The 25,464-nt window shown below is 68.7% G+C and carries 32 protein-coding genes and 2 pseudogenes; 20 read left to right on the top strand and 14 right to left on the bottom strand.

Going from position 1 to position 25,464, the window contains the following annotated elements; genetic code table 11:
* Positions 1-73 precede the first annotated feature (73 nt).
* The 3 genes from ACFXKG_RS30870 to ACFXKG_RS30880 are packed head-to-tail and all read left to right on the top strand — an operon-like array spanning position 74 to position 1,333.
* The gene (locus ACFXKG_RS30870; protein ID WP_384846053.1) at positions 74-448 is read left to right on the top strand and encodes an HIT family protein; all 375 of its coding nucleotides are present in this window, start codon (positions 74-76) and stop codon (positions 446-448) included.
* Positions 448-945 carry a nucleoside 2-deoxyribosyltransferase domain-containing protein gene (locus ACFXKG_RS30875; RefSeq protein ID WP_384846055.1) on the top strand — a complete coding sequence of 166 codons (498 nt, stop codon included), beginning with the start codon at positions 448-450 and terminating at the stop codon, positions 943-945. Before ACFXKG_RS30870 ends, ACFXKG_RS30875 begins: the two co-directional genes overlap by 1 nt.
* A gap of 37 nt (positions 946-982) precedes the next feature.
* On the top strand, positions 983-1,333 hold the full coding sequence (locus ACFXKG_RS30880) for a hypothetical protein (RefSeq protein ID WP_384846057.1): 351 nt from the start codon (positions 983-985) through the stop codon (positions 1,331-1,333).
* 363 nt (positions 1,334-1,696) lie between these two features.
* On the opposite strand, the gene ACFXKG_RS30885 is transcribed toward ACFXKG_RS30880, so the two are convergent.
* Together ACFXKG_RS30885 and ACFXKG_RS30890 are read right to left on the bottom strand one after the other, a co-directional pair.
* On the bottom strand, positions 1,697-2,713 hold the full coding sequence (locus tag ACFXKG_RS30885; RefSeq protein WP_384846059.1) for a ParB/RepB/Spo0J family partition protein: 1,017 nt from the start codon (positions 2,711-2,713) through the stop codon (positions 1,697-1,699).
* A complete protein-coding gene (locus ACFXKG_RS30890; RefSeq protein WP_384846061.1) occupies positions 2,710-3,858 on the bottom strand; it encodes a ParA family protein in 1,149 nt (382 codons plus the stop codon). Before ACFXKG_RS30890 ends, ACFXKG_RS30885 begins: the two co-directional genes overlap by 4 nt.
* 415 nt (positions 3,859-4,273) lie before the next feature.
* Here ACFXKG_RS30890 and ACFXKG_RS30895 point away from each other — a divergent pair, with 415 nt between their 5' ends.
* The gene (locus ACFXKG_RS30895) at positions 4,274-4,819 is read left to right on the top strand and encodes a hypothetical protein (protein WP_384846064.1); all 546 of its coding nucleotides are present in this window, start codon (positions 4,274-4,276) and stop codon (positions 4,817-4,819) included.
* Between the two features lie 47 nt (positions 4,820-4,866).
* Here ACFXKG_RS30895 and ACFXKG_RS30900 read toward each other — a convergent pair whose 3' ends face one another.
* The 3 genes from ACFXKG_RS30900 to ACFXKG_RS30910 all read right to left on the bottom strand — a co-directional run bounded on the left by ACFXKG_RS30900 (position 4,867) and on the right by ACFXKG_RS30910 (position 5,930).
* The gene (locus tag ACFXKG_RS30900; protein ID WP_384846066.1) at positions 4,867-5,193 is read right to left on the bottom strand and encodes a hypothetical protein; all 327 of its coding nucleotides are present in this window, start codon (positions 5,191-5,193) and stop codon (positions 4,867-4,869) included.
* Between the two features lie 168 nt (positions 5,194-5,361).
* Positions 5,362-5,511 carry a hypothetical protein gene (locus ACFXKG_RS30905; protein WP_384846068.1) on the bottom strand — a complete coding sequence of 50 codons (150 nt, stop codon included), beginning with the start codon at positions 5,509-5,511 and terminating at the stop codon, positions 5,362-5,364.
* 221 nt (positions 5,512-5,732) lie between these two features.
* Entirely contained in the window at positions 5,733-5,930 is a 198-nt protein-coding gene (locus ACFXKG_RS30910) for a hypothetical protein (protein WP_384846070.1), read from the bottom strand.
* A gap of 217 nt (positions 5,931-6,147) precedes the next feature.
* Between ACFXKG_RS30910 and mobF the strand changes: the two genes are divergently transcribed.
* Entirely contained in the window at positions 6,148-7,920 is a 1,773-nt protein-coding gene (gene mobF, locus ACFXKG_RS30915; RefSeq protein WP_384846126.1) for a MobF family relaxase, read from the top strand.
* Positions 7,917-8,270: a hypothetical protein gene (locus ACFXKG_RS30920; protein WP_384846072.1), complete on the top strand. Its 354-nt coding sequence runs from the start codon at positions 7,917-7,919 to the stop codon at positions 8,268-8,270. Before mobF ends, ACFXKG_RS30920 begins: the two co-directional genes overlap by 4 nt.
* 489 nt (positions 8,271-8,759) lie before the next feature.
* Here the strand turns inward: ACFXKG_RS30920 and ACFXKG_RS30925 are convergent, their stop codons facing one another.
* Positions 8,760-9,233, bottom strand: coding sequence for a hypothetical protein (locus ACFXKG_RS30925; RefSeq protein WP_384846074.1), 474 nt, complete (start codon positions 9,231-9,233; stop codon positions 8,760-8,762).
* Between the two features lie 245 nt (positions 9,234-9,478).
* Here ACFXKG_RS30925 and ACFXKG_RS30930 point away from each other — a divergent pair.
* Positions 9,479-9,673, top strand: a pseudogene (locus tag ACFXKG_RS30930) (pyridine nucleotide-disulfide oxidoreductase); the annotation flags it as partial.
* Between the two features lie 199 nt (positions 9,674-9,872).
* Positions 9,873-10,967: a hypothetical protein gene (locus ACFXKG_RS30935; protein ID WP_384846076.1), complete on the top strand. Its 1,095-nt coding sequence runs from the start codon at positions 9,873-9,875 to the stop codon at positions 10,965-10,967.
* 15 nt (positions 10,968-10,982) lie between these two features.
* Here ACFXKG_RS30935 and ACFXKG_RS30940 read toward each other — a convergent pair whose 3' ends face one another.
* Positions 10,983-11,636, bottom strand: a complete 654-nt coding sequence (locus ACFXKG_RS30940) for a hypothetical protein (RefSeq protein ID WP_384846078.1) — start codon at positions 11,634-11,636, stop codon at positions 10,983-10,985.
* A 426-nt stretch (positions 11,637-12,062) separates the two neighbouring features.
* Between ACFXKG_RS30940 and ACFXKG_RS30945 the strand changes: the two genes are divergently transcribed.
* Complete coding sequence (locus tag ACFXKG_RS30945) at positions 12,063-12,533, top strand: hypothetical protein (protein ID WP_384846080.1); 471 nt, start codon at positions 12,063-12,065, stop codon at positions 12,531-12,533.
* Between the two features lie 118 nt (positions 12,534-12,651).
* Positions 12,652-13,728 carry a replication-relaxation family protein gene (locus ACFXKG_RS30950; protein WP_384846082.1) on the top strand — a complete coding sequence of 359 codons (1,077 nt, stop codon included), beginning with the start codon at positions 12,652-12,654 and terminating at the stop codon, positions 13,726-13,728.
* Positions 13,729-14,072: 344 nt separating this feature from the next.
* On the opposite strand, the gene ACFXKG_RS30955 is transcribed toward ACFXKG_RS30950, so the two are convergent.
* A complete protein-coding gene (locus tag ACFXKG_RS30955) occupies positions 14,073-14,294 on the bottom strand; it encodes a hypothetical protein (protein ID WP_384846084.1) in 222 nt (73 codons plus the stop codon).
* A gap of 22 nt (positions 14,295-14,316) precedes the next feature.
* Here ACFXKG_RS30955 and ACFXKG_RS30960 point away from each other — a divergent pair, with 22 nt between their 5' ends.
* On the top strand, positions 14,317-14,607 hold the full coding sequence (locus ACFXKG_RS30960; RefSeq protein ID WP_384846086.1) for a hypothetical protein: 291 nt from the start codon (positions 14,317-14,319) through the stop codon (positions 14,605-14,607).
* Between the two features lie 60 nt (positions 14,608-14,667).
* On the opposite strand, the gene ACFXKG_RS30965 is transcribed toward ACFXKG_RS30960, so the two are convergent.
* Complete coding sequence (locus ACFXKG_RS30965; protein WP_384846088.1) at positions 14,668-14,802, bottom strand: hypothetical protein; 135 nt, start codon at positions 14,800-14,802, stop codon at positions 14,668-14,670.
* Between the two features lie 300 nt (positions 14,803-15,102).
* Between ACFXKG_RS30965 and ACFXKG_RS30970 the strand changes: the two genes are divergently transcribed.
* The 6 genes from ACFXKG_RS30970 to ACFXKG_RS30995 all read left to right on the top strand — a co-directional run bounded on the left by ACFXKG_RS30970 (position 15,103) and on the right by ACFXKG_RS30995 (position 17,894).
* Positions 15,103-15,396, top strand: a complete 294-nt coding sequence (locus ACFXKG_RS30970; protein WP_384846090.1) for a hypothetical protein — start codon at positions 15,103-15,105, stop codon at positions 15,394-15,396.
* The gene (locus ACFXKG_RS30975; RefSeq protein ID WP_384846092.1) at positions 15,365-15,892 is read left to right on the top strand and encodes a DUF6879 family protein; all 528 of its coding nucleotides are present in this window, start codon (positions 15,365-15,367) and stop codon (positions 15,890-15,892) included. The genes ACFXKG_RS30970 and ACFXKG_RS30975 overlap by 32 nt, the downstream gene beginning before the upstream one ends.
* A gap of 28 nt (positions 15,893-15,920) precedes the next feature.
* Positions 15,921-16,772 (top strand): helix-turn-helix domain-containing protein, encoded by an 852-nt coding sequence (locus ACFXKG_RS30980; RefSeq protein WP_384846094.1) that lies wholly within the window; start codon positions 15,921-15,923, stop codon positions 16,770-16,772.
* Positions 16,773-16,868: 96 nt separating this feature from the next.
* On the top strand, positions 16,869-17,051 hold the full coding sequence (locus ACFXKG_RS30985) for a hypothetical protein (protein ID WP_384846096.1): 183 nt from the start codon (positions 16,869-16,871) through the stop codon (positions 17,049-17,051).
* A 44-nt stretch (positions 17,052-17,095) separates the two neighbouring features.
* Positions 17,096-17,506, top strand: coding sequence for a DUF6415 family natural product biosynthesis protein (locus ACFXKG_RS30990; protein ID WP_384846128.1), 411 nt, complete (start codon positions 17,096-17,098; stop codon positions 17,504-17,506).
* Positions 17,507-17,750: 244 nt separating this feature from the next.
* Positions 17,751-17,894 (top strand): hypothetical protein, encoded by a 144-nt coding sequence (locus ACFXKG_RS30995; protein WP_384846098.1) that lies wholly within the window; start codon positions 17,751-17,753, stop codon positions 17,892-17,894.
* A 22-nt stretch (positions 17,895-17,916) separates the two neighbouring features.
* Here ACFXKG_RS30995 and ACFXKG_RS31000 read toward each other — a convergent pair whose 3' ends face one another.
* The 4 genes and pseudogenes from ACFXKG_RS31000 to ACFXKG_RS31015 all read right to left on the bottom strand — a co-directional run.
* The gene (locus ACFXKG_RS31000) at positions 17,917-19,821 is read right to left on the bottom strand and encodes a caspase family protein (RefSeq protein WP_384846100.1); all 1,905 of its coding nucleotides are present in this window, start codon (positions 19,819-19,821) and stop codon (positions 17,917-17,919) included.
* A gap of 19 nt (positions 19,822-19,840) precedes the next feature.
* A complete protein-coding gene (locus ACFXKG_RS31005) occupies positions 19,841-20,242 on the bottom strand; it encodes a hypothetical protein (RefSeq protein ID WP_384846102.1) in 402 nt (133 codons plus the stop codon).
* 200 nt (positions 20,243-20,442) lie between these two features.
* On the bottom strand, positions 20,443-20,769 hold the full coding sequence (locus tag ACFXKG_RS31010) for a hypothetical protein (RefSeq protein ID WP_384846104.1): 327 nt from the start codon (positions 20,767-20,769) through the stop codon (positions 20,443-20,445).
* 254 nt (positions 20,770-21,023) lie between these two features.
* Positions 21,024-21,497: pseudogene (locus ACFXKG_RS31015) on the bottom strand (hypothetical protein); the annotation flags it as partial.
* A gap of 260 nt (positions 21,498-21,757) precedes the next feature.
* On the opposite strand from ACFXKG_RS31015, the gene ACFXKG_RS31020 reads away from it, so the two are divergent.
* Both ACFXKG_RS31020 and ACFXKG_RS31025 read left to right on the top strand, forming a co-directional pair.
* Positions 21,758-21,994 (top strand): hypothetical protein, encoded by a 237-nt coding sequence (locus ACFXKG_RS31020; RefSeq protein WP_384846106.1) that lies wholly within the window; start codon positions 21,758-21,760, stop codon positions 21,992-21,994.
* Positions 21,995-22,219: 225 nt separating this feature from the next.
* Positions 22,220-22,753 carry a kinase gene (locus tag ACFXKG_RS31025; RefSeq protein WP_384846130.1) on the top strand — a complete coding sequence of 178 codons (534 nt, stop codon included), beginning with the start codon at positions 22,220-22,222 and terminating at the stop codon, positions 22,751-22,753.
* A 139-nt stretch (positions 22,754-22,892) separates the two neighbouring features.
* On the opposite strand, the gene ACFXKG_RS31030 is transcribed toward ACFXKG_RS31025, so the two are convergent.
* Positions 22,893-23,795: a replication-relaxation family protein gene (locus ACFXKG_RS31030; protein WP_384846108.1), complete on the bottom strand. Its 903-nt coding sequence runs from the start codon at positions 23,793-23,795 to the stop codon at positions 22,893-22,895.
* Between the two features lie 685 nt (positions 23,796-24,480).
* Here ACFXKG_RS31030 and ACFXKG_RS31035 point away from each other — a divergent pair.
* Positions 24,481-25,323 carry a hypothetical protein gene (locus ACFXKG_RS31035; protein ID WP_384846110.1) on the top strand — a complete coding sequence of 281 codons (843 nt, stop codon included), beginning with the start codon at positions 24,481-24,483 and terminating at the stop codon, positions 25,321-25,323.
* The last annotated feature ends 141 nt before the right edge of the window (positions 25,324-25,464 follow it).

Genomic DNA, 25,464 nt, shown 5'->3' on the forward strand with positions numbered 1-25,464 from the left:
GCTCCGACCCAGCTTCTCGCGAACTACTGGTACGACCGCCACCGCTCCGTTGACCGGACTAAGGAGTCCTGACATGAAGCACTGTGTCTTCTGCGACATTGCCGCAGGGACAACCCCGGCCGTCATCGCCCGTGAGTGGCCCGACGCCCTCGCGGTCCGCCCGCGCAGCGGCGGCGTGAACGAGGGGCACGTCTTTGTCCTGCCCCGTGTCCACGTTGAGGACGCCGGCGCCGACCCGGAGGTGACCGCCGCGGTGATGTGCCGGGCCGCCGAGCTGATGGCCGAGCATCCCGCCGCGAACATCATCACCAGCAAGGGCGAGGCGGCGACCCAGAGCGTCTTCCACCTTCACGTCCACGTCGTGCCTCGCCAGGAGGGCGACAACCTGCCTCTGCCCTGGACCCCGCAGCACACCGCCCGCGCCGCCGCGCAGCACGGAGAAACCTGATGGGCACCATCCACCTGATCATGGCCCGCGAACCCCTCCCCATCGGCGGTCCGTCCGTCTTCCTCGCCGGACCCACCCCCGACAAGAGCACCCCCGTCCCGTCCTGGCGGCCCGATGCCGCCCAACTCCTGGCCGAGCAGTGGACCGGAGCACAGCCGCTGGCCGTCCTGACCCCCGAGTCCCGCAACGGGCAGCGCGCCGACCGCTACGAGACCCAGGTCGACTGGGAGACCGACGCCCGCGCCGCCGCAACCGCGATCCTCTTCTGGATCCCCCGCGACCTGCACACCCTGCCGGGCATGACCACGAACGTGGAGTTCGGCCTCGATGTCAGCAGCGGCCGGGCGGTCCTCGGCTGCCCGCCCCACTGCCCCAACCCCGAGCGCAACCGCTACCTGATCTACGTCGCACGCCGCCACGGCGTACCGGTCCGCGAAACCCTGCACGACACCGTGGCCGCCGCGCTCACCCTCATGCCCAGGCCGGCCTCCCAGTAGCCTGGTGCCCGCACCCCGCCAGTTCCCTGGAGGCCAGATGCAGACCATGGACTTCTACCCGATGGTCATCTCCCGCTATCCGCAGGACCAGGACCATGCGCCGACGCTCGCCGACCCGGCAGCAGCTCGCCTTGTCCCTGCCGTCGACATCGCCGTCGGCGACGTGATCCTCGCGGTCGTGGATGCAATGGGCTGCGACTACTTCAACGAGGAGTACACCGCCAACCCGACAGATTTCGACCCGAAGTGCGAGTGCGGAGTCTGCTGCGAGGTCGCGGAAGAGGATGGGCCGATCGTTGTCCTCACTGCCGACTACCGGGGCTCAGGCTGCTGCGACCCCATGCTGGCCAAGACGCTGTTCCTGGCCGTGCCCGCCGCCGTGACTTGAGCTGTCCGAGGGGGCACTCCAACCTGGGCGCTCTGACACGTATGGACGAGTAGGACGAAGGCCCGTGCTCCCCGCGATACCGCGGGGAGCACGGGCCTTTTCGTGTTTCAGTAGGCGCTCAGGCAACTTTCACGGGTGAGAGCGGCCTGAGCGTCCCACAGTGTTTCCGTGACCTCTGCGTAGTCGGCGTTGGGGACTTGGAGGCAGGGCCTGAAACGGTCTTCAAGATCGTTCTTGCACAATTGTGCAAGAACGATCTTGAAGGTCTCGGCGTGGCGCTACAGAACCAAGCTCACGCCGCGAGGGAGGAGATGTCTACGCGCTCCAGCCCTGCCAGCCAAGCGTGGTGACCACGCAATGCCATCAGCCCGCAGACGCTTCGACGGTGAGTGACTCCATGAGCAGTTCCGCCACTGCCGTCAGGTCTTGAGGCGACAACTGCTCCGTCAACGCAGCCACGATGCCCTGCGGAGAGACATCGGAGATGACGACGGAAACAGGGCTTGCCGGCGCCGGGGTATTAACGGCGTTAACGGTCTGCGGTGCGACCTGAGGATCGGTTTCAGGGGCGGCCGGGGTATTAACGCCGTTAACGGTCTGCGCAGCACTCCCATCGCCCAGATTCCGGCGCGGTGCACGCTGACGAGGCGCCTTCGACGCGGCCATGGCCTCCTTCGCGGCCGGAGCCTGCTGCTCCTTTGGCAGACGACCGATACGCCGGGCAGGCTCCACCTTCAGCTGTCCGGTCTCTACAGCATCCTGCAGGTCCGGACTGAGTTGCAGCAGCGCCAGTCGCTGGGACACCCACGCCGGTGTCTTGCCCAGCCGCTTGGCGACTTGGCCCTGAGAGCCGTGCACCCCAACCAACTGCTGAATGGCCTTGGCCTGGTCCAAGGGCGGCACGTCCACCCGATGGACGTTGGCGATCAGAGCTGACTCGAGGATGTCTTCGGCACTGGCCGCCAGTTCATCGTTGACGTCAATACGCAGCTCAGTCAGCCCTGCCTGGGCGGCGGCCTTGAGCCTGCGGTTGCCGTCGATGACAACGTACTCAGCCGCCCCGAGCTGTTCCGCCTGATCAGGATGCGCGCTCAGGAAGGCGGCACGTCGTGCGACGGTGACCGGCTGGATCTGCCCACGACCGCGAAGCGACTCCGCGGTCTCCTCGATATCGGTGTACTCATCACGAGGGTTGAACGGGTTGTGCGCCAATTCCGCCAGCGGCACCGAAGCCGGCGGACGCTTGCCCTCCCCGTTGATGATTTGCTCGCGTGTCCGCACACGACGCGGCGTTGACTTCTCGTCGCCTTGACCGTCCTCGTCCAGGGTGAAGCCACGCGTTACACGATCCTGCGAGCCCTTGGGCTTGGTTTTCCTCATACCGCCAGTTCCTTCGCCAGGTCGCGCATCGCCTGCGCATGCTCGCTGTCGGGCGCGTACTCCAGCAGCGGGATCTCCCCATCCGCAGCCTCGCGCCCCTCCTTCAGATCACCGATGACCGCCAGGACTGTCGGCGAGCTACTGCGCTCCCACTGGTCACGGTTCTCCTTGACCAGCTTCCCGCGTCGGCTGTCGTAGGCGTTGATGACCAGTCCGAGGTAGTCGACCGTGATACGGCCCTTGCGGCACAGGTCTTCCATCTGTGAACGCAGCAGCCGGAAGGCACGGTGAGACGCCTTGTTGGCCCACACCGGCGTGATGACACCAGAACGGTCGGACAGCTCGCCCTCGCGGCGCCGCACGTAGTACAGCGCAGTGTCCATGTTCAGGCCGAGGCTGGGAGGACCGTCAATGATGATGATGTCGTACTCGCTCTCCAAGGGTGCCAGCGCCCGCTCCAAGGCGGCTTCACTGAAGGACACCTTCGACAGCGCCACATCTCGCAGGAACGCGTCGTCGCTGGCGGGCAGCAAGTGCAGGCGCTCGCCGAAGCGTTCCTGATCCATGGCAACCAGCAGGTCGTGTATGTCGCCCTTTGCGGTTCCGTCCATGTGCATCAGCAGGGTTTCGACATCGTCCTCGTACATGAGGTCTTCGAAGCCGAGCTCCGCTGTGAGGTGGCCCTGGGGGTCGTAGTCGACGATGAGCACCCTGCGGCCGGCCTCCGCGAGGGCCTGGGCGATGCCGCTGGAGATGAACGTCTTGCCGACCCCGCCCTTCTGATTGGCCACTATGACGCGTATGACCGGCTGCTCGGTCAACGGGGAAGTAGGGGACGGATGAGCCTCCAACCAGAGCGTCAGCGCCTGGGCCAAGCCCTGAACGTAGGTGACTCCGCGCTCGTTGCATGCGCTCTTGAACGTGTCGGGTTCACCCGCCGGGAGGAACGTCCCCCACGTCTTCGCACCAGCGGTCTCCACCTCGGGCAGTTGGTCCGCGGCGTACCACGCCTTGATGGCGTGCTCGGCAGCGTCCTGGATGTCCATGCCGTGCTCGAAAGCGCGGATCTTCAGATGTCTGCGCAGCTGGGGAGTGAGGGCTGTAATTAGCTTCTCTCGCTCTCCCCTAGGGCTAGGGATACTCATGCGGCCGAACATTACTAGGTCAGCGACTGGTTGAGATCGTCAACTCCGTGTCTTCACACAAAGTGACGCGCTGGATTGCCGTCCGACTCAGTGCGGAAGAGTGAGTGGCGAACCATTCCGCGCGGCACTGATTCGCCTGTCGTATCCGACAGTTGCTGACCGGCAGGGTCCAGGGGTGTTGAGTGCGTGCCTGGCGATCAGGGGCCGATGAAGACGCCGTGGGTGCCGACCCGGCGCCACACGATGTGGCATTCGCCTACTAATCGCTCCGGGCCGTAGGACCACGTCACACGGCCGTCCGGTGCCCAGGTGAGTTCGTAGACGCCTGGGGCGCAGCGGACGCGCTTGATGGCTGACGTCGGGACGAAAGGCCCCTGCGACGCCGGGGATCTTACCGATCCCTAGAGTTTCGTCCGTGACGAAACAGGCACACGAGTCGGCAGGAAAGCAGCAAGACGACGGGCCCGCACGGGACGGCGCCAAGGTGGTTGCGGTACGCGAGACGACCGGGATGCGCGACCGGCTGATCGAGCGCACCTGCGACTGGTGCGGCGCCCCGGTCCCGTACACGGGCAAGGGCCGCCCACCGCGCTACTGCAGTCCGGCCCACCGCAACCGAGCCTACGAACTGCGCCGCGCCGAAAAACGTGCCGACCGGCCGGTGAGCGAGGGGGGCCGTAGTCCGGAGCCGGTACGTGAGGTGGTGGAGCGCACCGAGACCGTGGTGCGCACGGTCGTACGTGAAGGCCCGGTCGAGATACGCCAGGTCCCTGCACGACGACTGAGCGGTCAGCCGTACACGCTGCCCGAGGACGTCCTGGAGTGGGCACAGATGCTCAGGCACCTCCGCCGCGCCGTGGACGACGGGAAGATACCGACCGCGTTCCGAGAGAAGCTGGCCCAAGCGTGCGAGCTGACGGCACGTGCGCTGCGCGGACAGGATCTGCGGCCCGGGCAGTGAAGGCGACATCACGACGACGAGCATGCCGTGGCCGGCTCGGTCTGTCCTCAGGGATGTTCGGTGTTGTCCAGCTGCTGCCAGAGCTGGTGGGCTGCCGCGACCAGGCGGTCATCTGCCGCGAACCAGATCGACGCGCTGCCGCCCTCCGTGTAGGAGACGACGGCGTCGCCGTACGTGCCGTCGGGCTGGATGAACCCGGCGTGGAGGGAGACCCCGCCGTGCAGAAACGACCCGGTGACGCCCAGCCAGCGGCCGGCCGGTTCGTGGACGATCCGGGTCTGCTCACTCATCGCGCCGCCCATGAGGCGCGCCTCTGTCCAACCGCAGCCGTGGATGATCGTGGTAGCGGCCGTTTCCCACTTCATCGCTGTCATATGTCCCCCTCGCAGTCGGCCTGTTGCCGGTTGCTGCTCACGCTATCGGTCGGTCAGGGGGACGGTGCGGCATTCACCCGGGACCAGCTCGTGTCCGTACTGCCAGGTGGCTCCGCCGTCCGGTGCCAGGTGCGTTCGTAGACGACGGGTGTGATCCGGGCGCCCCCTTCACTGGCGGAGTACGGTGCGCAACCGGCCTCCGGCGCGGAGGTCGGGTACGAAGGCGCGGGTGACGACGCGGCGGAACGCGCGGTGCTGGTCGGGGGCGAGACGGTTCAGGTCGGCTGTGAAGCGGGGCAGGGCTTCGTAGGTGGGCACGGCGAACTCCTCCTGGACGCACGAAGCCCCCGGCCGGGGGTCGGCCGGGGGCGGTGGTGGCTGGTCGTGTTGAAGGGCGTCGGTGACGCGGTGCGCTCAGTGGTGGGTGGTCGGGGGAGTGGTGCGTTGGTCCGTGCTGGGTGGCCTTGGAGTCGGCTGGAGTCGGATTTCGTGGCGGGTGATGCTGATGTGGTCGGCGCGCAGTATTCGCACGGGCGGGGTCAGCTTTCGTAGCGGGCGCGCAGCAGGTCGGCGCACGCCTGTGCGCGGGTCATGTCATTGGCGCAGCTGGTGCAGTCGGGCACCGTGTGGATGCGGGTGGGGTATGGCGTGTTCGAGCGGACGTAGGCGGTGAGGCGCAGCGTGAGGGGGCGGCGGCACAGCGGGCAGAGGTCTCCGTGGAGCAGTTCGTGAGTCATGCGGCGGACTGTGCACAGGCCGGTGGCTTACCGTCTCGGGCTGGCGGGGCGGCCCGCCTGGCGGGCGGGTGCGGCAAAGATCTGGTGATGCCCTCCCGCCCGGTGGGAGGGACCTCGGATCACGCTTTTTTGCACGTCAGCGCCGGGGTTCCATGGGCCGGTGATCAGTCAGACGAGGATCCGTCCGGGGGACGGGCGCTATCTCTTCCGCGGCGTGATGGTCGGCGACGGCCACCGTGCTGCGGGCAAGCCGCTGCGCGCCGCCCAGGACGAAGCCGGTGTCCCGCCCGGGATCTGGAAGGGCCGGGGCCTGGCCGCGGTCGGCCTGGTGGCCGGGGACGTGGTGAATGAGCGGCAGGCCGAGCTGCTCCTGGGGGAAGGCCGGCACCCGGACGCCGACCGGATCGAGCGCGAGCTCTTGGCGCAGGGCAAGAGCCCGGCGCAGGCCCGGCGGGCGACCGTGCTGGGCAGACCCATCGAGCACAACCGCTCACCCAAGACCGACAAGGCCAAGGAGCGCATCCCCTGGCTCGGCATGCACTTGGTGTTCCGGCCCCCTCCGACGGCCCACATCGCGTGGGCGCTGATGGATGACGAGGTCCGTCGGGTGCTGGAGCTGTGCCAGGACATCTCCGTGGACAAGACGCTGGAGTGGCTGGGGGAGTCGGTCGCGCAGATCCGGTGGGGCAGCGGCGGCAAGCGCCGCAGGCCGATCCGGGACGGGCTGATCGTCGCGGTGTTCCGGCACTACGAGTCCAGAGCTGCGGAGTCGAAGCCACTCCTCCATGATCATGCGCTGGTGTCGATCCGCGCCCGGCGGCCGGACGACAAGGGAACGTGGGGGAACTTGTCGGCGGACACACTGCTGGCCCACATCGTCGCAGCTGACACCCTCTACACCCTGTTCTTCATGGAGGAGGTGTCCGCCCGACTCGGGTGGGCCTGGGAGCCACGCGAGGTGACGCCCGGCCGCCGACCCGTCATGGAGATCTCGGGCATCGACCAGCGGCTCATCGGCTGGCAGTCGACCCGCCGCCAGCAGATCGAGGACGCGCTGTCCGTCCTCACGGCGGACTACGAAGAGGAACACGGGCATGCGCCGGGGGAGCGGGCCGGCTACGCGCTGGCCTGCCAGGCCGCCGACCGGACGCGCCCGCCGAAGCACAAGGAGCTGCGGTCGCTGTCCGAGCTGCGCGAGGGATGGCGGGAGTCGGCGGTCCGCAGGTTCGGCGCCGACACCATCGACCGACTCGCACAGCGGGCGCGGGCGGCGGCCGCGGCGGTGTGGGCGCGGGTGCGGCCGGTGGTCGACGTCGTCCTTGCCGCCGTCGACGTCGTCGCCGTGGTGTACGTAATGCGCGGTGCGTTCAAGCGCCACCATCTGCTCGCCGAAGCCCGCCGCTACCTCTCCTACGTCCTGCGCGGCCGACCCCACCAGCCCGGCCTGGACGAACAGATCGTTCAGACCGTCGTCGACGACTACACCCGCCCCGTCGGACGGGGCCGGATGATGACCGCCGATCTGCGCGCGCTGTACCCGCGCGACACCGAGGACCAGGCCGTGCTGCGCCCGCTGACCCGAAAACGGACCGCTCCCCTCTACGAGCGGGCCCGCCTTGCCGCCGGAGCACTGACCGCCCGGGTCCACGCGGTACGCCGCTCGGACCGCCTGGGCTCCCGTGCCCGCCCGCACAGCGTCGCCGTGCCCGGCGCCTCGAGGTCTCGCCCGCGCCCGTCGCGCCCGGACCGGAAGGCCGACCGTGGTCAGGAGCAGAAGCAGGGGACGGATGTCGCCGCGCTGGAGCAGACCCGCCGGACGATCGAGGCCGCCGCCAAGATGGCCGCCAAGCTCCAGGACGGCGTCCGGGAGCGCGCCGTCGCCCCCGGCCCCGCGCCGCAGCCCACCCCGGCGGCGTCCCCGCCGTCACACACTCAGCAGCCCGGCGTGCAGCAGACGCCGGGCCGGACACCCACTGGAGGAGTCGCATGACCACACCGGAGCACCCGGAGATCCCGGGACTCAAGGACGCCCTCGCCCGAGCCCGCGCAGCCCACGAGGAGATGGCCGCCGCGCTCGACGAGGACCAGGAGCCAGAGCCCGATGAGCCCCTGGGGTGGCAGCCGGTCTGGAAGCGGCCCCGGAAGCCGAAGTCGAAGACAGAGAAGAAGGCGGAGCTGCGCAAGCAACGACGGCGGCTCCAGGACGCCGGGAAGCGCCGCTTCGTCGCCGCGCAGTCGCGCCGGCCCCGCTCCCGGCAGAACCGGATCGGCAACGCGGCGGCCCGCCGCGATGCCCGCGCCCTGTCCCGGGTGCGGCACTCCAACGCCTGGCTGTGGTGACGATGCCGGGCATCGTCCACCGAGTGGAACCCAGGATGTTCTGCATCCAGTGGCGATGCACGACATCGGGTGGACTCCATCGATCGGACTCCACTCCGGTGCGCCGAATGACGATGGACTCCACCGCGATGCGCACCGTGATGGTGCGCCACTGCACCCGGCGCCGCACCGCCCGACGATGCTCGGCAATCCCGCTCGCGCCCGGTGCGCCGCACCCGACGCTCCGCACCGCGCCGGTGCGGTGCCCGTCGGCCGGCGCGCGCGACCCCTTGTCCAGCTCTGCTACCGAGGACGTTTCCCCTTGACACAAGCGGTTTCGGTCGGCGATCAGGTCGCGGTCAAGGGGGTGTGTGATAGAGGAGCAAGCCCGGCCGCGGCGCGCGTCCGGTGCGGTGCAGCGTTGCCGATGAAGCGCACCACGAGGGCGGTGCGGGTGTGGTGCGGTGGCGCGTATCGCGCCACCGCACCACACCCGTCCCGGATGCGCGGCTACGCGATGGCCCTGCCCACCGAGTGCGCAACGGCCGGCGTCGGGTGCGCCTCCATCGCCTGCTCCATCCCCGCGGCCTCCAGCTGGCGGAGTACGCCGGCGACGTCGCCGGGCTCTTCGGTGAGGACGTCCTCGGCGAAGCGGATGACGTACTGGGCGATGCCCACGGGCGACACAGGGCAGACGCGGTCGACGGACAGGACTTCCAGCAGCAGTCGCCCGAGCGCCGCCGCCAGGAAGGAGTGCGCGCACGGCGCCCCGTCGCAGTCCTCGTCCACGGCGGTCACCGGGATGATGACGCGTGCGGCAACTTCCAGGAGCATCCGGTGCAGGCTCGCACCGTCGTTGTCCTCGGCGACCGCGCAGGCCGTGTCGATGTCGTCGGCCTCCAGCGCCCGGATGTAGGCGAACGCGTCGACGACGTCTTCCGGCTCCATCGGAGCGAGCGGCGCGGTGACAGTGTTCTCGAGCATGACAGCTCCTCACGTACGGGCCGCCCCGCTGATCGCGGCGGCCTCGGAACCGATGCTCTGGCCGCGGCCCTGTGGACAGAGTCCGCGCACCGTCGGTGAGCGCCACCTTGTGGCTGTCTGCGACGACGCAGCACAGTTGGTAAATCAGCACGCTTGTTGGCAAACGACGCCGACGTCACTCATGGTTACTCTGCGAAGCGATCAGTTGTGATCAACTGCTGCGGGGTGCCGTACGAGCTGGTGATCTGGTGCGGTGCGCCCCGCTGGATCTGCGCGGGCCGCGCGGCGGCATCCTCACCGACGGCACACGTGCCCTGGGCGAGCCGCGGCTGCACCTGCTCGGCTACGGCGACTGGACCGGCCATGCCTCGGCCACCCTGATCGGCGTCGGCCGCACCGTCCGGGATGCCCTCCGCGAGGTCGCCGACCTGCTCATGTAGGCGACGTGAGCGGCCCGCCGCACTGTCTCCGCCGTGTTCACCAGTTGCGCGCAGCTCCCCCTTGTCAGTGACACCAGCGACAATTCCTTCCGACAGCGCTGTGGGGCAGGGGGGATGCGCGAGCATGCAGACAGATGACTTCTTCCGCGGCAGGCCCGATGAGCACGTGGACTGGCCTGACCACAGGCCAGGTGAATGGGTGTGCCAGCTGTGGGAGCTGAATGTCGAGCTGATGGAATCCCTGCGGTTCGGTCCCGTGCCAGCCCACCCGGACCTGGACGTAGCTGTGGCCCTGACCCGGTTGCTGCACGAGGACTTCGTCGCCAGGGGCACACACCACGACGAACGCATGAACGACGAGGAAGTCGTCCTCGCCGTCAAAGCGCACCGGGCGGTCCTCGAGCGCTTGGGCCTTGAGCCGCCGCAGCTACCGTTCCGCCATCACAGCGGCTTCTACGACTACTGGCGCAAGAAGGACATGTCCGGGGGCGGCGGCTGGCAGGCGCGCCGCGAGTGCATCGAAGAGCTGCTGGGGCCGACCAGGCAGGCCCTGGAGGACCTGCAGGAGGCCGAGTACGAGCAGCGGTTCAAGAACGGCCCCCGTGGCACCTTCAAGAACCTCATCTTCGCGGCCGTCGGCCCGAAGCCGCAGATCGTGCTGCGGGACGCGGTGAGCAACGAGGTGGAGATCGTCCGGAACGCCGAGAACTGCCTCGTATATAAGGACCCGCTGCCGGTACAGGGCCTGACCTGGCGGCAGATGGTCACCTGGTGGCAGGCACACCACATGCCGGACGCCGAGGAGCCGGAGGCCGCCGATGCCCTGTACCGGCGGCTGTACCGCTCACTGGATTCCCTGCCGGAGCAGACGGTCCTGCGCACGTACTGCACCCGCTACGCCGAACCCGACGGGTTCGACCTGCCCGCCCTCATTCCGCAGGTCTACCTGCACTACGACCCCTACACCCGCAAGAGCGGCAGACACAGCGGTGCTCTGCACCGCGAGCGCATGGACTTCCTGCTGCTGGCCCCCGACCGCTCCCGCATCGTGATCGAGGTCGACGGCGCCCACCACTACGGCACCAAGAACCCCACCAGCGCGGACGGCCGCACCACGTACACCGCCTCGCCCAGGCTGTACTCGGAGATGGTCGCCGAGGACCGCCGTCTGCGGCTGGCCGGCTATGAGATCTACCGCTTCGGCGGCTGGGAACTCACCCGGCCCGACAGCCCGCAGCTCATCTCCGACTTCTTCACCGAGCTCCTCACTCGCCACAAGAAGCCGACACCGTAGCGACGGCACAGGGCTTCAGTAGCCGGCCGTGTCCATGGCCTCCATGTACTCGATCTGCCAGTTCTCGTACTCACCGAGATGAGCCGAGTAACCGCCCCACAGCAGGTTCGCGAGCTTGTGCAGCTCGTTCACCTGCTCGTAGAAGTTGACGTTCTGCTGCACGGGCCGGGCGGGAGCCCTGCCGGCGCCGTGGCCGACCACGGCATACCGGTAGGTCTCCCCTGTCGCATCCTCGCTGTCCAGCCAGTTGAGCTGACTCCAGGACTCCGGATCGATGCGCTGTTCCAACTTGGGCAGGTCCAGCAGGGCCAGGTACCGGTTGAGGCAGTCCGCCAGTCTCCTGATGTTGTGCGTGCGCAGACGCTTGTCCAACTGGTCGGGGCTGAGGTCTTCTTCTCCTGTGTAGCCCTCGCGCAGCGCGCACTGGGCGGCCTTGCGAATCAGCCACTTCAGCGACAGTTCGATGCTGTGTCGGTAGTTGTAGAGGATCGGGAGGGGCAGCCGGTCGTCCGGGCCGTGGGCGATCCAGTGTCGGGCGGCGGTCTCGGCCACTCTCAGATACCCGCCAGCGAGGGCGAGATCGTCCTCGCTGGCACCGCCCCAGACTGCAATCTCGGCATTCGCCCAGCGGGGTCGAGGCAGGCTCAACCGGTCTTCTGCTTCCTTCATCCCGTCAGGATGGCAACCGCCCGCCTCGTCCACTACTGCTTTTGGCAACTGCCCGCCGCTGCAGCGTCCCTGGGCGCCGAGGTCCGCATCGACATCTCCCGGGAGACGCCGGAGATCCTCACCATCGACGCGGTCCGACAGTCGGACGTCTGCCGATCACATTCGGTGACCACGGCTTGCCAACTAACCTGCTGCTTCTTTACCAACTACGCAGCGACACATCCGTCAGGCCAGCGACAACCTGCGCCGCTATTTGCCAACAAGGCTGCGTGGCCACACTGTCGCGCCGCGTTTCTCCTGGACCTCGTCCGCTACGTGCGACATACCGCCCATTTCGAGAGGGGAGAAATCTCCGTCCCGGCACGCTGAGCGACGACCGGGGAAAAGCCGCTGCCGAGCGGGGTGCGCCGCTGGGAGACTTCGGGGATGACCACGCAGCGGCTGCCGTTCCCGGTCCCGGACGAACGCGCCCACCACTTCGTCACCGGCTACGCCGACATGCACGACCTCGTTGAGGACCTGGTCGTTCCCGACGGCGTGTCCGAGGCCGCGGCGACAGTCCTGCGCACCGCCCGCGAGCTGCTGCGCCAGTCGTACTACTGCTACGAGTTCTCCACCGTGGCGGTCATGCACTCCCTGATCGCGGTGGAGATCGTGCTGCGCGACCGCATCCCGGACGCGGGCAAGAAGCCGCTGCACGGGCTCATCAAGCAAGGCGCTGACGCGGGCATCCTGACGGCCCGGCAGGCGGAATACCTCGACTATGGTCGGCAGATCCGCAACGGCATGGCGCACGGCCGGACCACGCACGCGGTGATGCCGCCGGCCATGGCCGTGCCGATGGTGACGACCTCGTTCGCGATCGTCTCCGAGCTCTGCGCGGCGCCCGCCGGGTGATCACGGCTCGGTAACGGTGCTCGGGCGAATGTCACACCGTCGACTTCCGCCACACCTCTAGCAAGTGACGGGGGAGTTCCATCCGGACCCCCGCGCCACCCGCGTGAGGAGCTTCGACATGACGTACGCCAGCACCGCCCGGCAGCCCGATCCGGAGCCGCGCCCGCCCTGGACAAGGGGTGCTGAGCGGACTCCGGGCGGCCCGGAATCCAGTGCCGTGAACGGTGCCGCGAACGATTCCAACGTCGTTCCCATCACCGCAGCTCACACCGCCCGTCAGGGGGCCTCCCGGCACGCTGACACCTCTCTCCCTTCCCCTGAGACGTCGGCGAAGGGGAAGAAGTCCACTCCCACGGCCGGGAAGGTACGGGCCGATGCGCTGCGGTTGCTGGGGTGTGTGCGGATAGCGACGGTGCAGCAGATGGCTCAGGTGATCACGGAGGAGGAGTCGGACGGCCGGTCGTACGTGCGCAGGGCCATGGTGGAACTGGCGGAGCTCGGGCTGGCGGAGACGAACGGCAAGGTGGGCAAGCACCAGATCTGGAACCTGACGGTGGCGGGACAGAAGGCTCTGGCCGAAGGCAATGAGCTGCCGCTGCGTCCGAAGGCCGGTACCGGAGCGAAGGCCGTTCGAGCCGGCTTCGGTCCTCACGCTGTCGCGGTGACGGAGATGATCCTCGCCTACACCGACACGGTCCTGTCCGGAGACCGCGAGTGCCTGACCGACTGGCAGGTGGAGGTGAACCACGCCATCAAGCAGACTGGCCTGAGCTTCAACACCGACGCCGTCCTCGCCGTGCCGACCAGGACCAGCGAGGTGCGCCTCTTCGAGCTCGACAACGGCACCATGTCCCAGGCCCGCCTCGCACGCGAGGTCTGGGACTACGAGCGCTACGCCGGGCACCGCACCTGGGAAGGAGCCCGCGGCACCAACGGGAGCACGTACCCGTTCTGGCAGCGCCACCGCTACACCCGCTCCGAGCGCTTCCCGCTGCTGTATGTCGTCCTGGCGGGCAAGGAGGAGCACCTGCTCGACAACCGCCGCCAGGCGCTCACCGCCGACGTCCAGGGCATCACTGTCGCGGTGTGGGTGAACACCCTGCCCCGGCTGAAGCGCGGCGAGCCCTGGTATGAGATCGGCGTCGACGACCCGGACCGGCGCCGCCGGCGATACCCCGAACCGATCGGCCGCTGACAGGATCGGGCAAGCCTCCCCGGAGGAGACGATCCGCACGCTGACCCACGCCTTCTCCTGGGACACCCGCTGCACCGGCCCTGACGTCACGCTCGGCAAACGGCAGGAACTCCCGCTCGACGCGGCCCATACCGTCGGTCTTACCCGGCTCTTCCAGAACGCCGCCGGCACCATCGGCGCCCGCAGTACCCCAGAGGGAGGGCGCCGCGTTCACTGCGACGGGACTGGGCTTGCCCACCCGCTGTGAGAGCCGACCGAGTCGCGCCCTTGACCGAGGGGGCCGGTCGGCAACACCGGCCTGCAACACGAGCGGACACAGAACCACCATCAAGAGCCTGCCCGATTCAGACGGCGAGGATGTCCCGCAACTCCCGGGCGGCGTGTTCGCGGTGGTGCTCGGCGGGATCGCCCAGCACCACCGTCCAGGGCGCGGCGGCGGACCAGGCCAGTGCGGTAGTCGCCGGGCAGTCCGGCCAGGGTCGGACGCGCCCGGCGCCCGGGCCGCCCCGTTGTCCGGACAGGGCCGGGATGTTGGGGTTCCCGCGTACGCTCGGATCGCCCGCCATGTCCTCAGCCCAGGAGACCCCGGTGACCGCACAGGTGCCCCGCATCAACCCCGTCGTCAGTCGCGGAGGAGAGGACTCTCCGGCACCAGTGATTCCCGGATGCACGCGCGTCGAACGACAGGTCACAGCACGCGGCGCGAATGCGGATGAACTCGAAGCCCTCGGCTTGCCCAGGTACGCCATGCTTCCAGTCGTGGTCTACCAGGCCATTCAGTACGACCAAGACAGCAACATCCTGGCGGCCACGACCACCATCGTCCCTTCTCAGCATCCGAGTCCCGAGGGCTGGGAGCTTCCGGACCTGAGCGGCTGAATACACCTCTGCATCCAGGACGTGCCACGCACAGTGGTCCCTCGACGTATGGTCACGGGTTCAGGAGGCCAGGGCGTCCCACAAGTCGCGTACGGCGCGTTCGCGGTGGTGCTGGTACGTCAACTTCCAGCACCCCACCCGCCGCACCGAGACCGGGTTCGACAACACCTTCGACCTGACCGTCGACCTCGTCATCGACCCCGGCCTGAGCACGTGGACGTGGAAGGACGAAGACGAGTACGCCCATGTCCGGCGCCTGGGCATCGTCACCGACGCCGAGCACCAGGCGCTGGAGCTCGCCCGTACCCAGGTCCTCGCCCTGCTCGAGGAACGCGCCGGGCCGTTCGCGGACGCCGACCGGTGGGCGGCCTGGCGCTGGAACCCGTCCTGGCCGCCGCCGTGCCTGCCCCACGTGAGGGAGCCGGCCCCGGAAGGGTGGTGAGCGAGGCGTTGAGGCTGCGCCCTTGACCGAGGGGGCGGTGCGCGGGACGGTCGGTGCGCAACTACACGCAACTGGCTCGCCTGGAGGCGATCATGGCGTTACTTTTCTTCGGTACGGACCCGAACTCGGGTGGAGGGAACTGCCCTGCGGTGTGGGTGGACACCGACACCGCCCAGGGCCCGGAGCTGGTTCTGCAGGGCAAGGTCGCCGACGCGGTGACCCGGGCCGCTTGCGGTCAGGACAGTCCGCCTGCGGACGACGAGGCGGTCATCCGGATCCCGGCCCGGATGGTGGATCAGATCAGAAAGGCGTGTGATGCCGCAGAAGCCGCCGGCACCCAGCTTTGAGGACCTGCTCGACTCCGCCCGGCAGCACGCCCTGCACCTGGAGCTCCGCGACGTCTACGCGGTGGGGGAGGAGCGGGAGGTCTACGACGCGTTCCTGCGCGACGGGAGCGTGCCTGCGGACGACTCGGAGTTCTGGGGCGGGTGGCTGCCGTTGGTGGAGCGGACCGTTGCCCGCGGGGTGAAGGTTCTTCGGGCCCGGGTCGTGTCCGAGCCCGTCACCGAGTACATCCGCTTCGAGCACGCCATCACCGACGCCAACCTCCGTGCCGGCGAGGAGGTCCGCTGGCTGCCTCGCCGCCGTGCTTCCACGCTCTCGCTGCCGGGCAACGACTTCTGGCTCATCGACGACCAGGTCGTGCGGTTCAACGTCTTCTCCGGTGACGGCGAGGCCCTGGAGCCCGAGCACACCGAAGATCCCAGCGCGGTCAAGCTGTGTGCCGAGGCGTTCCGCTCGGTGTGGGACCTGGCCACTCCGCACGCCGATTACCGCATCTGACCCACGCACTCCCAAGGGCCGCCACCTCATGACGACCACTTCTCCTTCGTCCAGCGCCCAGTCGGCCCGCGAGGCGCTCGCCGTGCGGTTGCAGCACCTGCGCAAGGACGCCGGCCTCACCGGGAAGGAACTCTCCGCCCGGTGCGGCTGGCACCCCGCCAAGACCACCCGCATCCAAAAAGGCGCGGCACTGCCCTCGGACGCGGACATCCGCACCTGGTGCACGGCCTGCGATGCGGACAACCAGGCCGACGACCTCATCGCCACCGCCCGCGCCGTCGACTCCATGTACATGGAGTGGCGCCGCCTGCACCGCCACGGCATGCGCCAGGTCCAACAGGACTGGTACGCCCTCCACCAGCAGACCCGCGTCTGCCGCGTCTACCTCTCCAACATGCCGCCCGGCTTCCTCCAGACACCGGCGTTCGCCACCGCCCTCATGAACCAGATCACGACCTTCCAGGGCACACCCGACGACGTCGCCGAAGCCGTCGCCGCCCGGGTCGCGCGCTCCCGGTTCCTCTACGAGGGCGGCCACCGCTACGTCGTCCTCATGGAGGAATCCGTCCTGCGCTTCCGCACCGCCGGCCCCGACGCCATGCGCGGGCAGCTGCGCCACCTCCTGGCCGTGATGCCGCTCGCGTCCCTCTTGCTGGGGATCATCCCGTTCACCGCGCAGCGCACCGTGTGGCCACTGGAGGCGTTCTACGTCCACGACGACACCACGGCCGTGGTGGAGACGCTGACGGCGGAGATCAAGGTGACGCAGCCACGCGAAATCGCCGACTACGCGAAGGCGTTCGCCGGCCTCGCGGAGATGGCCGTGTACGGCGACGCCGCCCGCGATCTCATCCAGGCTGCGATCGACGCCCTGGAGTGAACCTCCGCAATTATCCGCAACATTGTTGAGGACTGTCCCCAACGCTGCGTAGCGTCGAAGTCACCGACGGACCATCAGCCGGAGAGGCGGGGCCGCATGCGCGCACACACCGACACCACCGCCCCCGAGCCGGAGGGCCATGGCCTCCAGTCGCCCGCCTACGGCGTTCCCTCCCCGGCCCTGCTGGCCCGCGCGGACCGCGGCTACGCCCGGTTCCTCGCCCAGCGGACCGAGGACCAGGACGACGGAGCCGACAGCGGCGAGGACACCCCGCGGTGACCGCCGGCCACCCGCACGAGACGCTTCCGGCAGCGAGGCTCGCCATACACACCAGCACGCACACGGTCCTGTACGACCCCGACGGACTGATCGAAGCGGAGCTCCCGCTCGACCGCGAACCGCACGAGTGCCTCGTCAAAGCCGTGCTCGCGTGGACCGGCCCGGACACGATGACGACCCGCGACTACGAGCAGATCGCTCTCCAGTTGACCGGTCACGCACGCGCGGTCGCTTCCGATGTCCGCCGCCGCGCCGACCAGCTACCGAAGAACAGCGGACCCAAAGCGCTTGCCGACCTCGTTCTTAAAGAGGCAGACGGTCGCCTGTCCGCGACGTTGGAGGGCACCGTGCGCTGCGTCCAGAACCGCGCTCGCCTCGTTCGAGCCCTCTATGAACGGCTGGACCGGCTGGAGGCCGCGCAGGACCCGGAGAGGGTTGCACCGAGCGGCGGCTGAACCGTTGTCTGGACGGTTGCTTCCAGCGGGGGAGCGAAGGTGTGAATCGGACACCGCTCATTCCTGCAGGTCAGACCCCGTGGGCAAGCCGGTCTGCGACGGCGACACCTCTTTCCCACGCGATAGCCGGGGGAAGAGGTCTGTTTCGAGCCTCGAGGTCGGCGGGCTGCGGCGGCGGAGGAAACCCCTGGTCGCCGGTTGATTGGGATGGCAGGCTCTGCCTCCACTCGAAGGGAGCTTGGCGATGACCGACAAGCCGGAGACGGAACGCGTCGACTGCACTGACTGCTTCGCCCTGCCGGGCCCCGACAACACCCGCGTCGCGTATGTGCCCCTGCGGCTGGTGTCTGAGCTGGGACACCGGGGCCGGATGCATCTGTTCTGCTAGCGAGCCTGTTCTCCGGGGGCTCTCACTGCTTGAGTGGCCAGACAGTGAGCTTCCTGGTCACGCTGGCGAGGAACGCACCGTCCGGGCTGAACGCGAGGGAACTGACGGCGCTGTTGGTGCCGGTGGTGAGGACCGCGATGCTCCTGCCGCTGACCGTGTCCCACAGGGTGACGGTGCCATCGAGGAAACCGCCCGCTAGGACCCCGCTGTGCCCGAACGCGACGCAGGTCACGCCGGAGCTGGGTCCGGTGATGGTGGCGGACGTCTTGCGGGCCGCGATGTCCCACAGTGTGATCCGCCCATCACTGCGGAGGCTCGCCAGCGTCTTCCCATCGGGGCTGACGGCCAGGGGTTGCCCTGCGGGGGAGTTCGTTTCGGTCAGGGTGGCTATCTCTGCTCCGGACGAGGTGTCCCACAGCTGAAGCAGGCCGTCGTTCACCGTGTTGTTCGGGTTGCCGTTCCCACTGGCGCTGGCCAGAACCCGCCCGCAGGGGCTGAACGCCACCTGCGCGACCCAGTATGCGTCGCCGGTGGCCAGGGTAGCCATGCTGGTGCGGGTAGCCACGTCCCACAACCTGATGGCTGGCGCGTCATAGGTGGCCGCCAGCATTGCGCCGGCTGGGGAGTAGCACACGGAAGCGACCGCCCCGTTCCACTGGGTCCCGTCGAGGTAGGGCAGGACGGTCTCTGAGCCATCCGCGACATCCCACAGACTGACCGTCCCGTCACCGTTGCCAACGGCCAGGCCGGTTCCGTCCGGGCTGAACGCCACGGACAGGGCGGCGGAAAAGCGAGAGTTGAACGCGAGGACCTCAGCGAGCGGTTTTGCCCACGGGTTGACAACCTGGTGGGACAAGGACCTGACGAACTTCTGGGTGGTCGGCTCCCATAGGCTGACCGTGCCATCCTCGCTGGCGCTGACCAGCAGCGTGCCGGATGGATTGAAGGCTGCCGAGCGCAGAGGAGCGTCACGGCTGTCGAAGAGGATCACCGGGGCCCCAGGAACACAGAGACGGCTCGAACGCCGCTCGTGGCCGGGCTCCTTAGGGGTTCGGGTGGTCGTCGGGTCCGGGCTCGGCGGCCTTTGGGCGTCGACCGTCGCCTGCCACGTGACGGTCGCCTGAGGCGTCTCCGTCTGGTCGTACTCCGGGCCGAACGGGACGGCGCGATTGCGGAGGTGGAGATAGCGAGTGACAGCGTTCTGTGCGAACTGCTGTGGTTCTGGGCTCCCGCGTCGGCGCATGCGGTCATGGACTCTTCGCCATGTCGTCTCCAGGCTTACGGTGACGTCCGCCCCAGGGATTCCGGTTTCCAGGATGTCGATCAGCTCGCCCGTGAATTCCGGAAAGCGCGCATCCTGCAGGACGAACGATCGTCTCGTCGGCGGGGCGGAGGTCAGGACGCAGTCCCCGTAGCGGTCCTCGGCCCCCTCCTGATCGTCCCCCTCACCGCTGGAGTCCTCGGGTTCTTCCAGGGCACGGGCCAATTCCGTGCGGGTGGGGGCAGCGTCGCTGGACATGCCGCCAGCAATGCCGCTGTAGCAGCAGTCCAGCACCGTGACGCGGTGTTTAGCCCGGTAGCCGCTCCGCCGGATTACGTCGCGTAACTGAAGGTAGGGCAGGGTGCCGATCTGTGGGTAGTCGGCGTCAGCGGCTGTCAGTGCCAGGTACAGCCGCTCGCTGTGGTCCCGGAGTCCGTGTCCGGCGAAGTACACCACCAGTGTGTCCTCGGCGCCCAGCGCGGCATCCCTGACCGCTCCCAGCACCTGTTCGACCGGGGTGGTGGAGCCGATCACCGTGACCTGCTCCTCGGGCAGGCCCCATATCGACGGATCGCGCAGCAAGCCAGCCAGGTGATGTGCTCCGGCTGCCGCCGCCGGCATCGCCGGCAGGTCAGCGTGTGCATAGTCATCGATCCCGATCAGCACCGCCCGACTCTTGCGCGGATCAGGAACCGTCACCGTCCCCCGCCCCTGCTTCGCCGTAGGTATCTCCCTCACCGTCTCCGAGACCACCCAGGAGGCGAACGAGGCGGGCTGTGTCCTCAGCAGTGCCGTCCTCGATCACCAGGCGGACGCCGTTACGCTCGATCACCATCCGGGCAGCGTGCCGCTGGCGGGGTGGGAGGGAAGCACGGAAGCTGAGGTGAGAATAAATCAGGCTGGCGACCGAGAACCCGCCGCTCAGCGTCAGGCTGATCCAGTCCAGAAGTTCCCCGGACATCGCCCCGTCCACCGGGGCGGGACGGACACGGTCGATCGTCAGGTGGGGTCCCACGCTGCGGTCCTGGGCCAGCCAGTCCGCGAAACGATTGGTCAGCTCCGCGACCTCGTCACCGGAGTCCGACACGGAGGACCCGCCACCACCTATCCGCACGCGCACCATATCGCCCCAATTTCCCCGGAAGACGATCTCCCCGTTACGCAACCCGCACCACCCGTCATCCGTGAACGGGATCGGACTCGCCCCCGTTCATTCACGACAGCGATGCTAACCAGATTCAGCACCAACTGTTACAGAGCAGCGCGCTGAGGGGCTTGCGCAGCATGTCAGTTGGCGGAGGGGAGAGGGGCGAGTCTTCGGTCGCTGTCGCGCTTCTTCAGGGCCAGGTTCTCGTGGTAGAGGTTCGCGGTCACCGTCGCGAGGGCGTCGAGTTTGCCGTTGAGCTGCGTGATCTCTGCTCTCGCCTCACGAAGCTGCTTGCGGAGCTCGGCGATCGTGTCATCCCGGGCGACCTCGCCGGGGGTGCGGAGGACGGGTCGGGCGACCTTGGCGTTCCACTCGGCGAGGATGTCGTCGGCGCGGTGGACGGTCGCGTGGCTGACCTGGGCTTCTCGGGCGAGGTTCTCCTTTGTGAGGGCGCCGTCGGTGTGCAAGGGCTTGCCGGCCAGCAGCCGGCCCGCAGGAAGCCGTCCGCCTCCTCGTCCACGGAGCCATCGGGCCGCACGATCGTGTACGACCAACCCCCGCCAGCCCGCCGCATCTGCTGTACCCGCAGGTCCCCCAGGACCATCCCGCTCCGCACGCTGCCGCCTCCTCGTCCCGTTCGCCGAGCAGGCAACCGAGCCGATCAGTAAAGGGACACGGGACGGCACCAACAGCGACCCCAACGAGCGAAGCGAACGCCTACAACACGGTCGGTAAAGTCCGCGCGGCGCACTCGGAGGCGGGCGGCAGCTTGCTCGGGTCCGAGCGGGGTGTCGGTGGCGACCAGGTCCGCCAGGTCCTCGCGGCGGCATATCTCCGCGACCTGGTCGGGGTGGTGCAGCGTTCCGTCCGGGTTCGCGCTCAGGTCGACCAGGAGGCCGCGGTCGACGAACCGCCGCACCACGAACGCTGTCACGGTCGCCTTCTCGCCGGGGGTGTTCGGGGTGCCGAGGGCGGCGGCGATGCGGTTGGCCGCCGCACTGCCGAGGATCGGCCAGGCGGGCATCGCGGCGTCGATGGCAGCGGCGTCCATCGCTTCCACGGTGGCACGGGACCACCGGGAGGGCGAGGCATCCGGTTCGGGGACAAGCCCGGTGTGCCGGGCCCACCGGAACGCCGATACGGGCACCTTGAGGCGCTTGGCGGCCTGGCTCGCGTCGTACTCGGTTCGTCGCATGAGTTCACCTCTCGCTCGTTCGCCGGAAGCGGCGCACAGAACATGACAGAGCACACAAAAGATGTCGAAACCCCACTGAATTAGGCAAGTTGGACGCGCATCGCTAAGACTGCGCCCGCGTACGCGAAGGAAAATCACCCGCCCGGGTGCCGCTCCGCGCCGACCGGACGGCCATGGTCGGGGCCGACCGCGGACCCGGCCATGCCGGGCCGGGCGCGTCCGAAGTGACACACAATTCGAACAAGCGATCTAATGCAGGGATGGACCCGAAGGACTTCCCTGACGACCTGGTGCAGACGCAAGCCGCCTGGAACGCCACCTACAACGCGCTCGCCGCGCCCCGCCCCCGCGACACCACCGCCCTGCGCCACCGCCTGCTGCTCCTGTCCGTACGGCTGCGGTGGCACCCCTACTGGCAGACCGTCCCCTCGGTACCGGCGGCGCGCTCCGAACTGCGCCAGCTGGCCCGCGCCCGGGGAGCAGTCCGGGCTATGTGACCGCGCGTCTCGGTCGGCGAGGAGCACGAGTGTGCGTCGGGGGTTGCGCCTACCTGTCGCGCGGGCCGCGCGACCCGGCAGCCGTCTCGGTAACTGGGCATTTCACCACGCGGTTTCGCCGTGGTCGGGGAGGCTGACACCCCCTCTACGCCCCCGAACTCATGCCCCACAGCAGGAAGAACAGAGAAGTGGATGGGTGGGCCTGTCGGTAACGTGACCGTCGTGATGGTGGGCAGCGAAGAGACCCGGCTGGTGGTGCTGCGCGGCAACAGCGCCTCGGGGAAGTCGTCTGTCGCGGCCGGCCTGCGTGAGAGGTTCGGCCGTGGCCTGGCCGTGGTCGGCCAGGACAACCTCCGCCGCATCGTGCTTCGTGAACGGGACCGGCCCGGCGCCGCGAACATCGGCCTGATCGGCCTGACCGCCCGCTATGCCCTGGACGCCGGATTCCACGTCGTCGTCGAAGGCATCCTCTACGCCGACCGCTACGGCGACATGCTCGCGGCACTGCGGGCCGACCACCGCGGCCCGACCCACGGCTTCTACCTGGACGTGCCGTTCGGCGAAACCCTCATCCGGCACGCCACCAAGCCGATCGCCGATGACGTCAGCGAGACGCAGTTGCGCGACTGGTACCGGCCGCGCGATCTGCTGCCCGGCGGTATCGAGACCGTCATCGGCGCGGGCAGCGCCCTGCACGAGACCGTCGACCGCATCATGCTCGACACCGGTCTGGCCCGCCTGCCCGCCGTGGACCGCTGACCTGGGCTCTGCCGCAACGCGCCGGCACCACCCCGACCATGAGACCGACGGAGGCCGACCACGGGCACGGCCGCGCCGGGCCCGGCCCCGACCATGGCTGGTCAGCACCGGCTGGCGCCTCTCCGTAGGCGGTCGTGCTTCATGCCCGGTGATCTCCGGAGCTGGTCCACGGGACTCGCTGGTCGGGGTCGCGGACGGGGCGCCACACGGGTGCGGAGGGGCCGTGGCGGAGCAGGTCGGCCAGCGGCGCGGCGAAGACGGGGACGTCGCAGATAAAGCGGGACGACGTCAACAGTCTGGCTCCCGCGCGCAGGGCGCTGATCCGGTTCTCGACACCGGCAGGCCCGGTGCCATCCAGGACGAACAGGACGCGCGGGAAGAGCGGATAGCGCCGCCGCCACTCCTCCACCGCCGGTTCTTGGAGGGCCGGCCGGCGCCCCGGCACCACGGGCACGTGGCGGTAGAGGCGCTCGTACGCGGTCAGCTTGGCGGCGAGGCGTTCGGGGCCCATCGTGGCCCGGTCGACTTCCACGAACGCCCGCAGCATCGGCCCGTCGCTGCCGTCGACGGGGCCGCGCCGGTAGTACAGGAGCGCGTCGGGGATGACGGCCTCGCCGTTCCCGATCGGGTGGTGGACCTCGGTCATCCAGTCCAGTGGCCGGCACAGCTCCCCGCGGCGGCGGGCGTCCTCGAGGAAGACGAGCGCGGTCTCGGTCACGGTCAGCGCGTGGCCGGCCTTCAGCCGCACGGCGGTCGGATCTGACACCGTCCTGGAGGGCCTGTGCCCGCGCAGCTCGGGCCACTCGGAGGCGAGCCGCACGCCGTACACGGTCGGGAACCACACCCGGGTCCGCCCGGCCTGCGGCAGCGTGATGCGGTCAACCAGCCCCTCGGTGCGCAGCCGGACCAGCCGCCGCCGGGTCTGCTCGATCCGCACCGAGGGAGCAATGGCCCGGTGCAACTGCTCAGCAGTGGCCATCCGGTACTGCGCCAGCACGCCCAATGCCAGCTGGTCCCCGCCGCCCACGCCCACGCCGATCATCACGGGTCTCCTCTCTTCCTGCCCGGTGCGACGCTCGTCCTGTCCGGTGCCGCCGTACCGGTCACCGCAGCAGCCGGCCCCGACCGGAGTCCCGACCGCGAAGGCCCGACCACGGTCACGAAGCGACAACACATCCAGAGACCAGGCCCACATATCCGCCGACAACCCGACCGACAACCGGCCGCGCGCTCTGCCGTACCTGCCTGTGAACCCGCAGGCCACCACGTTGGTCCGGCCGTGGCCGGGCAGGCCGACATCCCCTCTACGCCCCCGGAGTCCACGCCCCTGCAGAAGGAAAGAGAAAGCGGGTGGGTGGGACAGGCAGCGGATGGCGGGCGAGGCGATCAGGCGCCGCTGGTGTTCCTCGCGCGCGACGGCGGGGTCGCGCACGACGCCGAGCAGGCAAGCCGCCCGGACGGTGCCGCCCTCGTCCTGGTGAGTCCGGCTGGCCGGGCTGCTGTCGTTCACCCGCGGCTCGTGTGGCGTGTCGCCTTGCCTGCGAGACGTGGGCCGTTAACGTTGCTGCCTGACAGGCCAGGGACGGTCTGGAGGCGAGCGATCCGCCCGGGCGGAGGCGCAGAGGTCTCAAGGGTGGGATGCCCAGTCCCTGAAGAACGTGATTCGGTGTCCGTGCAGGCTCTCTTCTCCACGGCTGCCGCCCGGGGGCAGCTGGAGCAGGAGCATCATGCCGCACACGACCGACAAGCGGATCAGGAAGGAAGTCGGGCGCCTTCTATACCTGCCCGAGAACGCAACGCTCCAGGTGACCGGCAACCGCCCTGCCCTGGACCCTACGGACCGAGGGCAACTCGCTTTCCAAGCGCTCCTCTTCGAGTGCTTGATGAGTAACCGTGAGCACCCGCACCCCCTTGAACAGCCGAGAAAGTCCGCGATGGCCAGCATCAGCGGCTACCTGAACTCGATCTTCCACCAGCCTGGCCACCTGGAGATCCACACCAACACGGCATGCCGCGTCGCCAGCCGCCTTCTGCCCTTCCACCATGAAGATCACGGTGTGTGCGGCATCCCTGGCCTGCGCCTCATCACCTTCACCTGCCGGCGGGTAAGCCTTGTCCACCTGCCCACGCAGGGCCGACTCGATTTTGTCGACTCCCATCGATGGCAGGGGGCGGACATCGCGCGGATGGTCTTCCGGCAAGAGACCAGCTGGCATCAGCGCGACGGTCGCTCGCCCCTGTGGCATCAGCCTCGCCTCACCGACCAGGAAGCGGCGCACCACGAGTACTGGGCGTACACCTCCAGCACGCCGCTGCGCAGCGCTCTACTGATGCGTTCCATGCCGCTTTGGTATCACTTCGACCTCACACCCGCCTGGATCACCGGCCACCCCACCCGCCCGGACCGGCTTACCTGGGACTCTCACTCCGACACCGATCACAGCCAGGTAGTCGACCTGCTGACCCGCTCCGAGATCCGTATCCCGGGGGCCCGCTTTCACCCAAAGACGCCCTGCTCGGGGACCCTTGAACTCGGCACCGGCAGTGGGCAGCTGATCAGCACCTCATAGATGCCCAACACCGCGACACCCGGATCCGGTCTATTGGAGTCCCTGCCGGTCAGATACTGACTTCACGCAAGGCGACATGTACCGCACTGTACGAAACCGGTACAGTCACCGCATGTCTGGGGATCACAGCACACAAGACGC

Origin of the sequence: Streptomyces sp. NPDC059255, from assembly GCF_042752355.1 — a bacterium.
GTDB lineage: Bacteria > Actinomycetota > Actinomycetes > Streptomycetales > Streptomycetaceae > Streptomyces.

Excerpts from the sequence above, each read along its gene's own strand:
- ACFXKG_RS30870 (WP_384846053.1), top strand. The coding sequence starts at position 74 with ATGAAGCACTGTGTCTTCTGCGACATTGCCGCAGGGACAACCCCGGCC.
- ACFXKG_RS30875 (WP_384846055.1), top strand. The coding sequence starts at position 448 with ATGGGCACCATCCACCTGATCATGGCCCGCGAACCCCTCCCCATCGGC.
- ACFXKG_RS30880 (WP_384846057.1), top strand. The coding sequence starts at position 983 with ATGCAGACCATGGACTTCTACCCGATGGTCATCTCCCGCTATCCGCAG.
- ACFXKG_RS30885 (WP_384846059.1), bottom strand. The coding sequence starts at position 2,713 with ATGAGGAAAACCAAGCCCAAGGGCTCGCAGGATCGTGTAACGCGTGGC.
- ACFXKG_RS30890 (WP_384846061.1), bottom strand. The coding sequence starts at position 3,858 with ATGAGTATCCCTAGCCCTAGGGGAGAGCGAGAGAAGCTAATTACAGCC.
- ACFXKG_RS30900 (WP_384846066.1), bottom strand. The coding sequence starts at position 5,193 with ATGACAGCGATGAAGTGGGAAACGGCCGCTACCACGATCATCCACGGC.
- ACFXKG_RS30910 (WP_384846070.1), bottom strand. The coding sequence starts at position 5,930 with ATGACTCACGAACTGCTCCACGGAGACCTCTGCCCGCTGTGCCGCCGC.
- mobF (WP_384846126.1), top strand. The coding sequence starts at position 6,148 with ATGGTCGGCGACGGCCACCGTGCTGCGGGCAAGCCGCTGCGCGCCGCC.
- ACFXKG_RS30920 (WP_384846072.1), top strand. The coding sequence starts at position 7,917 with ATGACCACACCGGAGCACCCGGAGATCCCGGGACTCAAGGACGCCCTC.
- ACFXKG_RS30925 (WP_384846074.1), bottom strand. The coding sequence starts at position 9,233 with ATGCTCGAGAACACTGTCACCGCGCCGCTCGCTCCGATGGAGCCGGAA.
- ACFXKG_RS30940 (WP_384846078.1), bottom strand. The coding sequence starts at position 11,636 with ATGAAGGAAGCAGAAGACCGGTTGAGCCTGCCTCGACCCCGCTGGGCG.
- ACFXKG_RS30945 (WP_384846080.1), top strand. The coding sequence starts at position 12,063 with ATGACCACGCAGCGGCTGCCGTTCCCGGTCCCGGACGAACGCGCCCAC.
- ACFXKG_RS30950 (WP_384846082.1), top strand. The coding sequence starts at position 12,652 with ATGACGTACGCCAGCACCGCCCGGCAGCCCGATCCGGAGCCGCGCCCG.
- ACFXKG_RS30955 (WP_384846084.1), bottom strand. The coding sequence starts at position 14,294 with ATGGCGGGCGATCCGAGCGTACGCGGGAACCCCAACATCCCGGCCCTG.
- ACFXKG_RS30965 (WP_384846088.1), bottom strand. The coding sequence starts at position 14,802 with ATGACGAGGTCGACGGTCAGGTCGAAGGTGTTGTCGAACCCGGTCTCG.
- ACFXKG_RS30975 (WP_384846092.1), top strand. The coding sequence starts at position 15,365 with ATGCCGCAGAAGCCGCCGGCACCCAGCTTTGAGGACCTGCTCGACTCC.
- ACFXKG_RS30980 (WP_384846094.1), top strand. The coding sequence starts at position 15,921 with ATGACGACCACTTCTCCTTCGTCCAGCGCCCAGTCGGCCCGCGAGGCG.
- ACFXKG_RS30985 (WP_384846096.1), top strand. The coding sequence starts at position 16,869 with ATGCGCGCACACACCGACACCACCGCCCCCGAGCCGGAGGGCCATGGC.
- ACFXKG_RS30995 (WP_384846098.1), top strand. The coding sequence starts at position 17,751 with ATGACCGACAAGCCGGAGACGGAACGCGTCGACTGCACTGACTGCTTC.
- ACFXKG_RS31020 (WP_384846106.1), top strand. The coding sequence starts at position 21,758 with ATGGACCCGAAGGACTTCCCTGACGACCTGGTGCAGACGCAAGCCGCC.
- ACFXKG_RS31025 (WP_384846130.1), top strand. The coding sequence starts at position 22,220 with ATGGTGGGCAGCGAAGAGACCCGGCTGGTGGTGCTGCGCGGCAACAGC.
- ACFXKG_RS31030 (WP_384846108.1), bottom strand. The coding sequence starts at position 23,795 with ATGATCGGCGTGGGCGTGGGCGGCGGGGACCAGCTGGCATTGGGCGTG.
- ACFXKG_RS31035 (WP_384846110.1), top strand. The coding sequence starts at position 24,481 with ATGCCGCACACGACCGACAAGCGGATCAGGAAGGAAGTCGGGCGCCTT.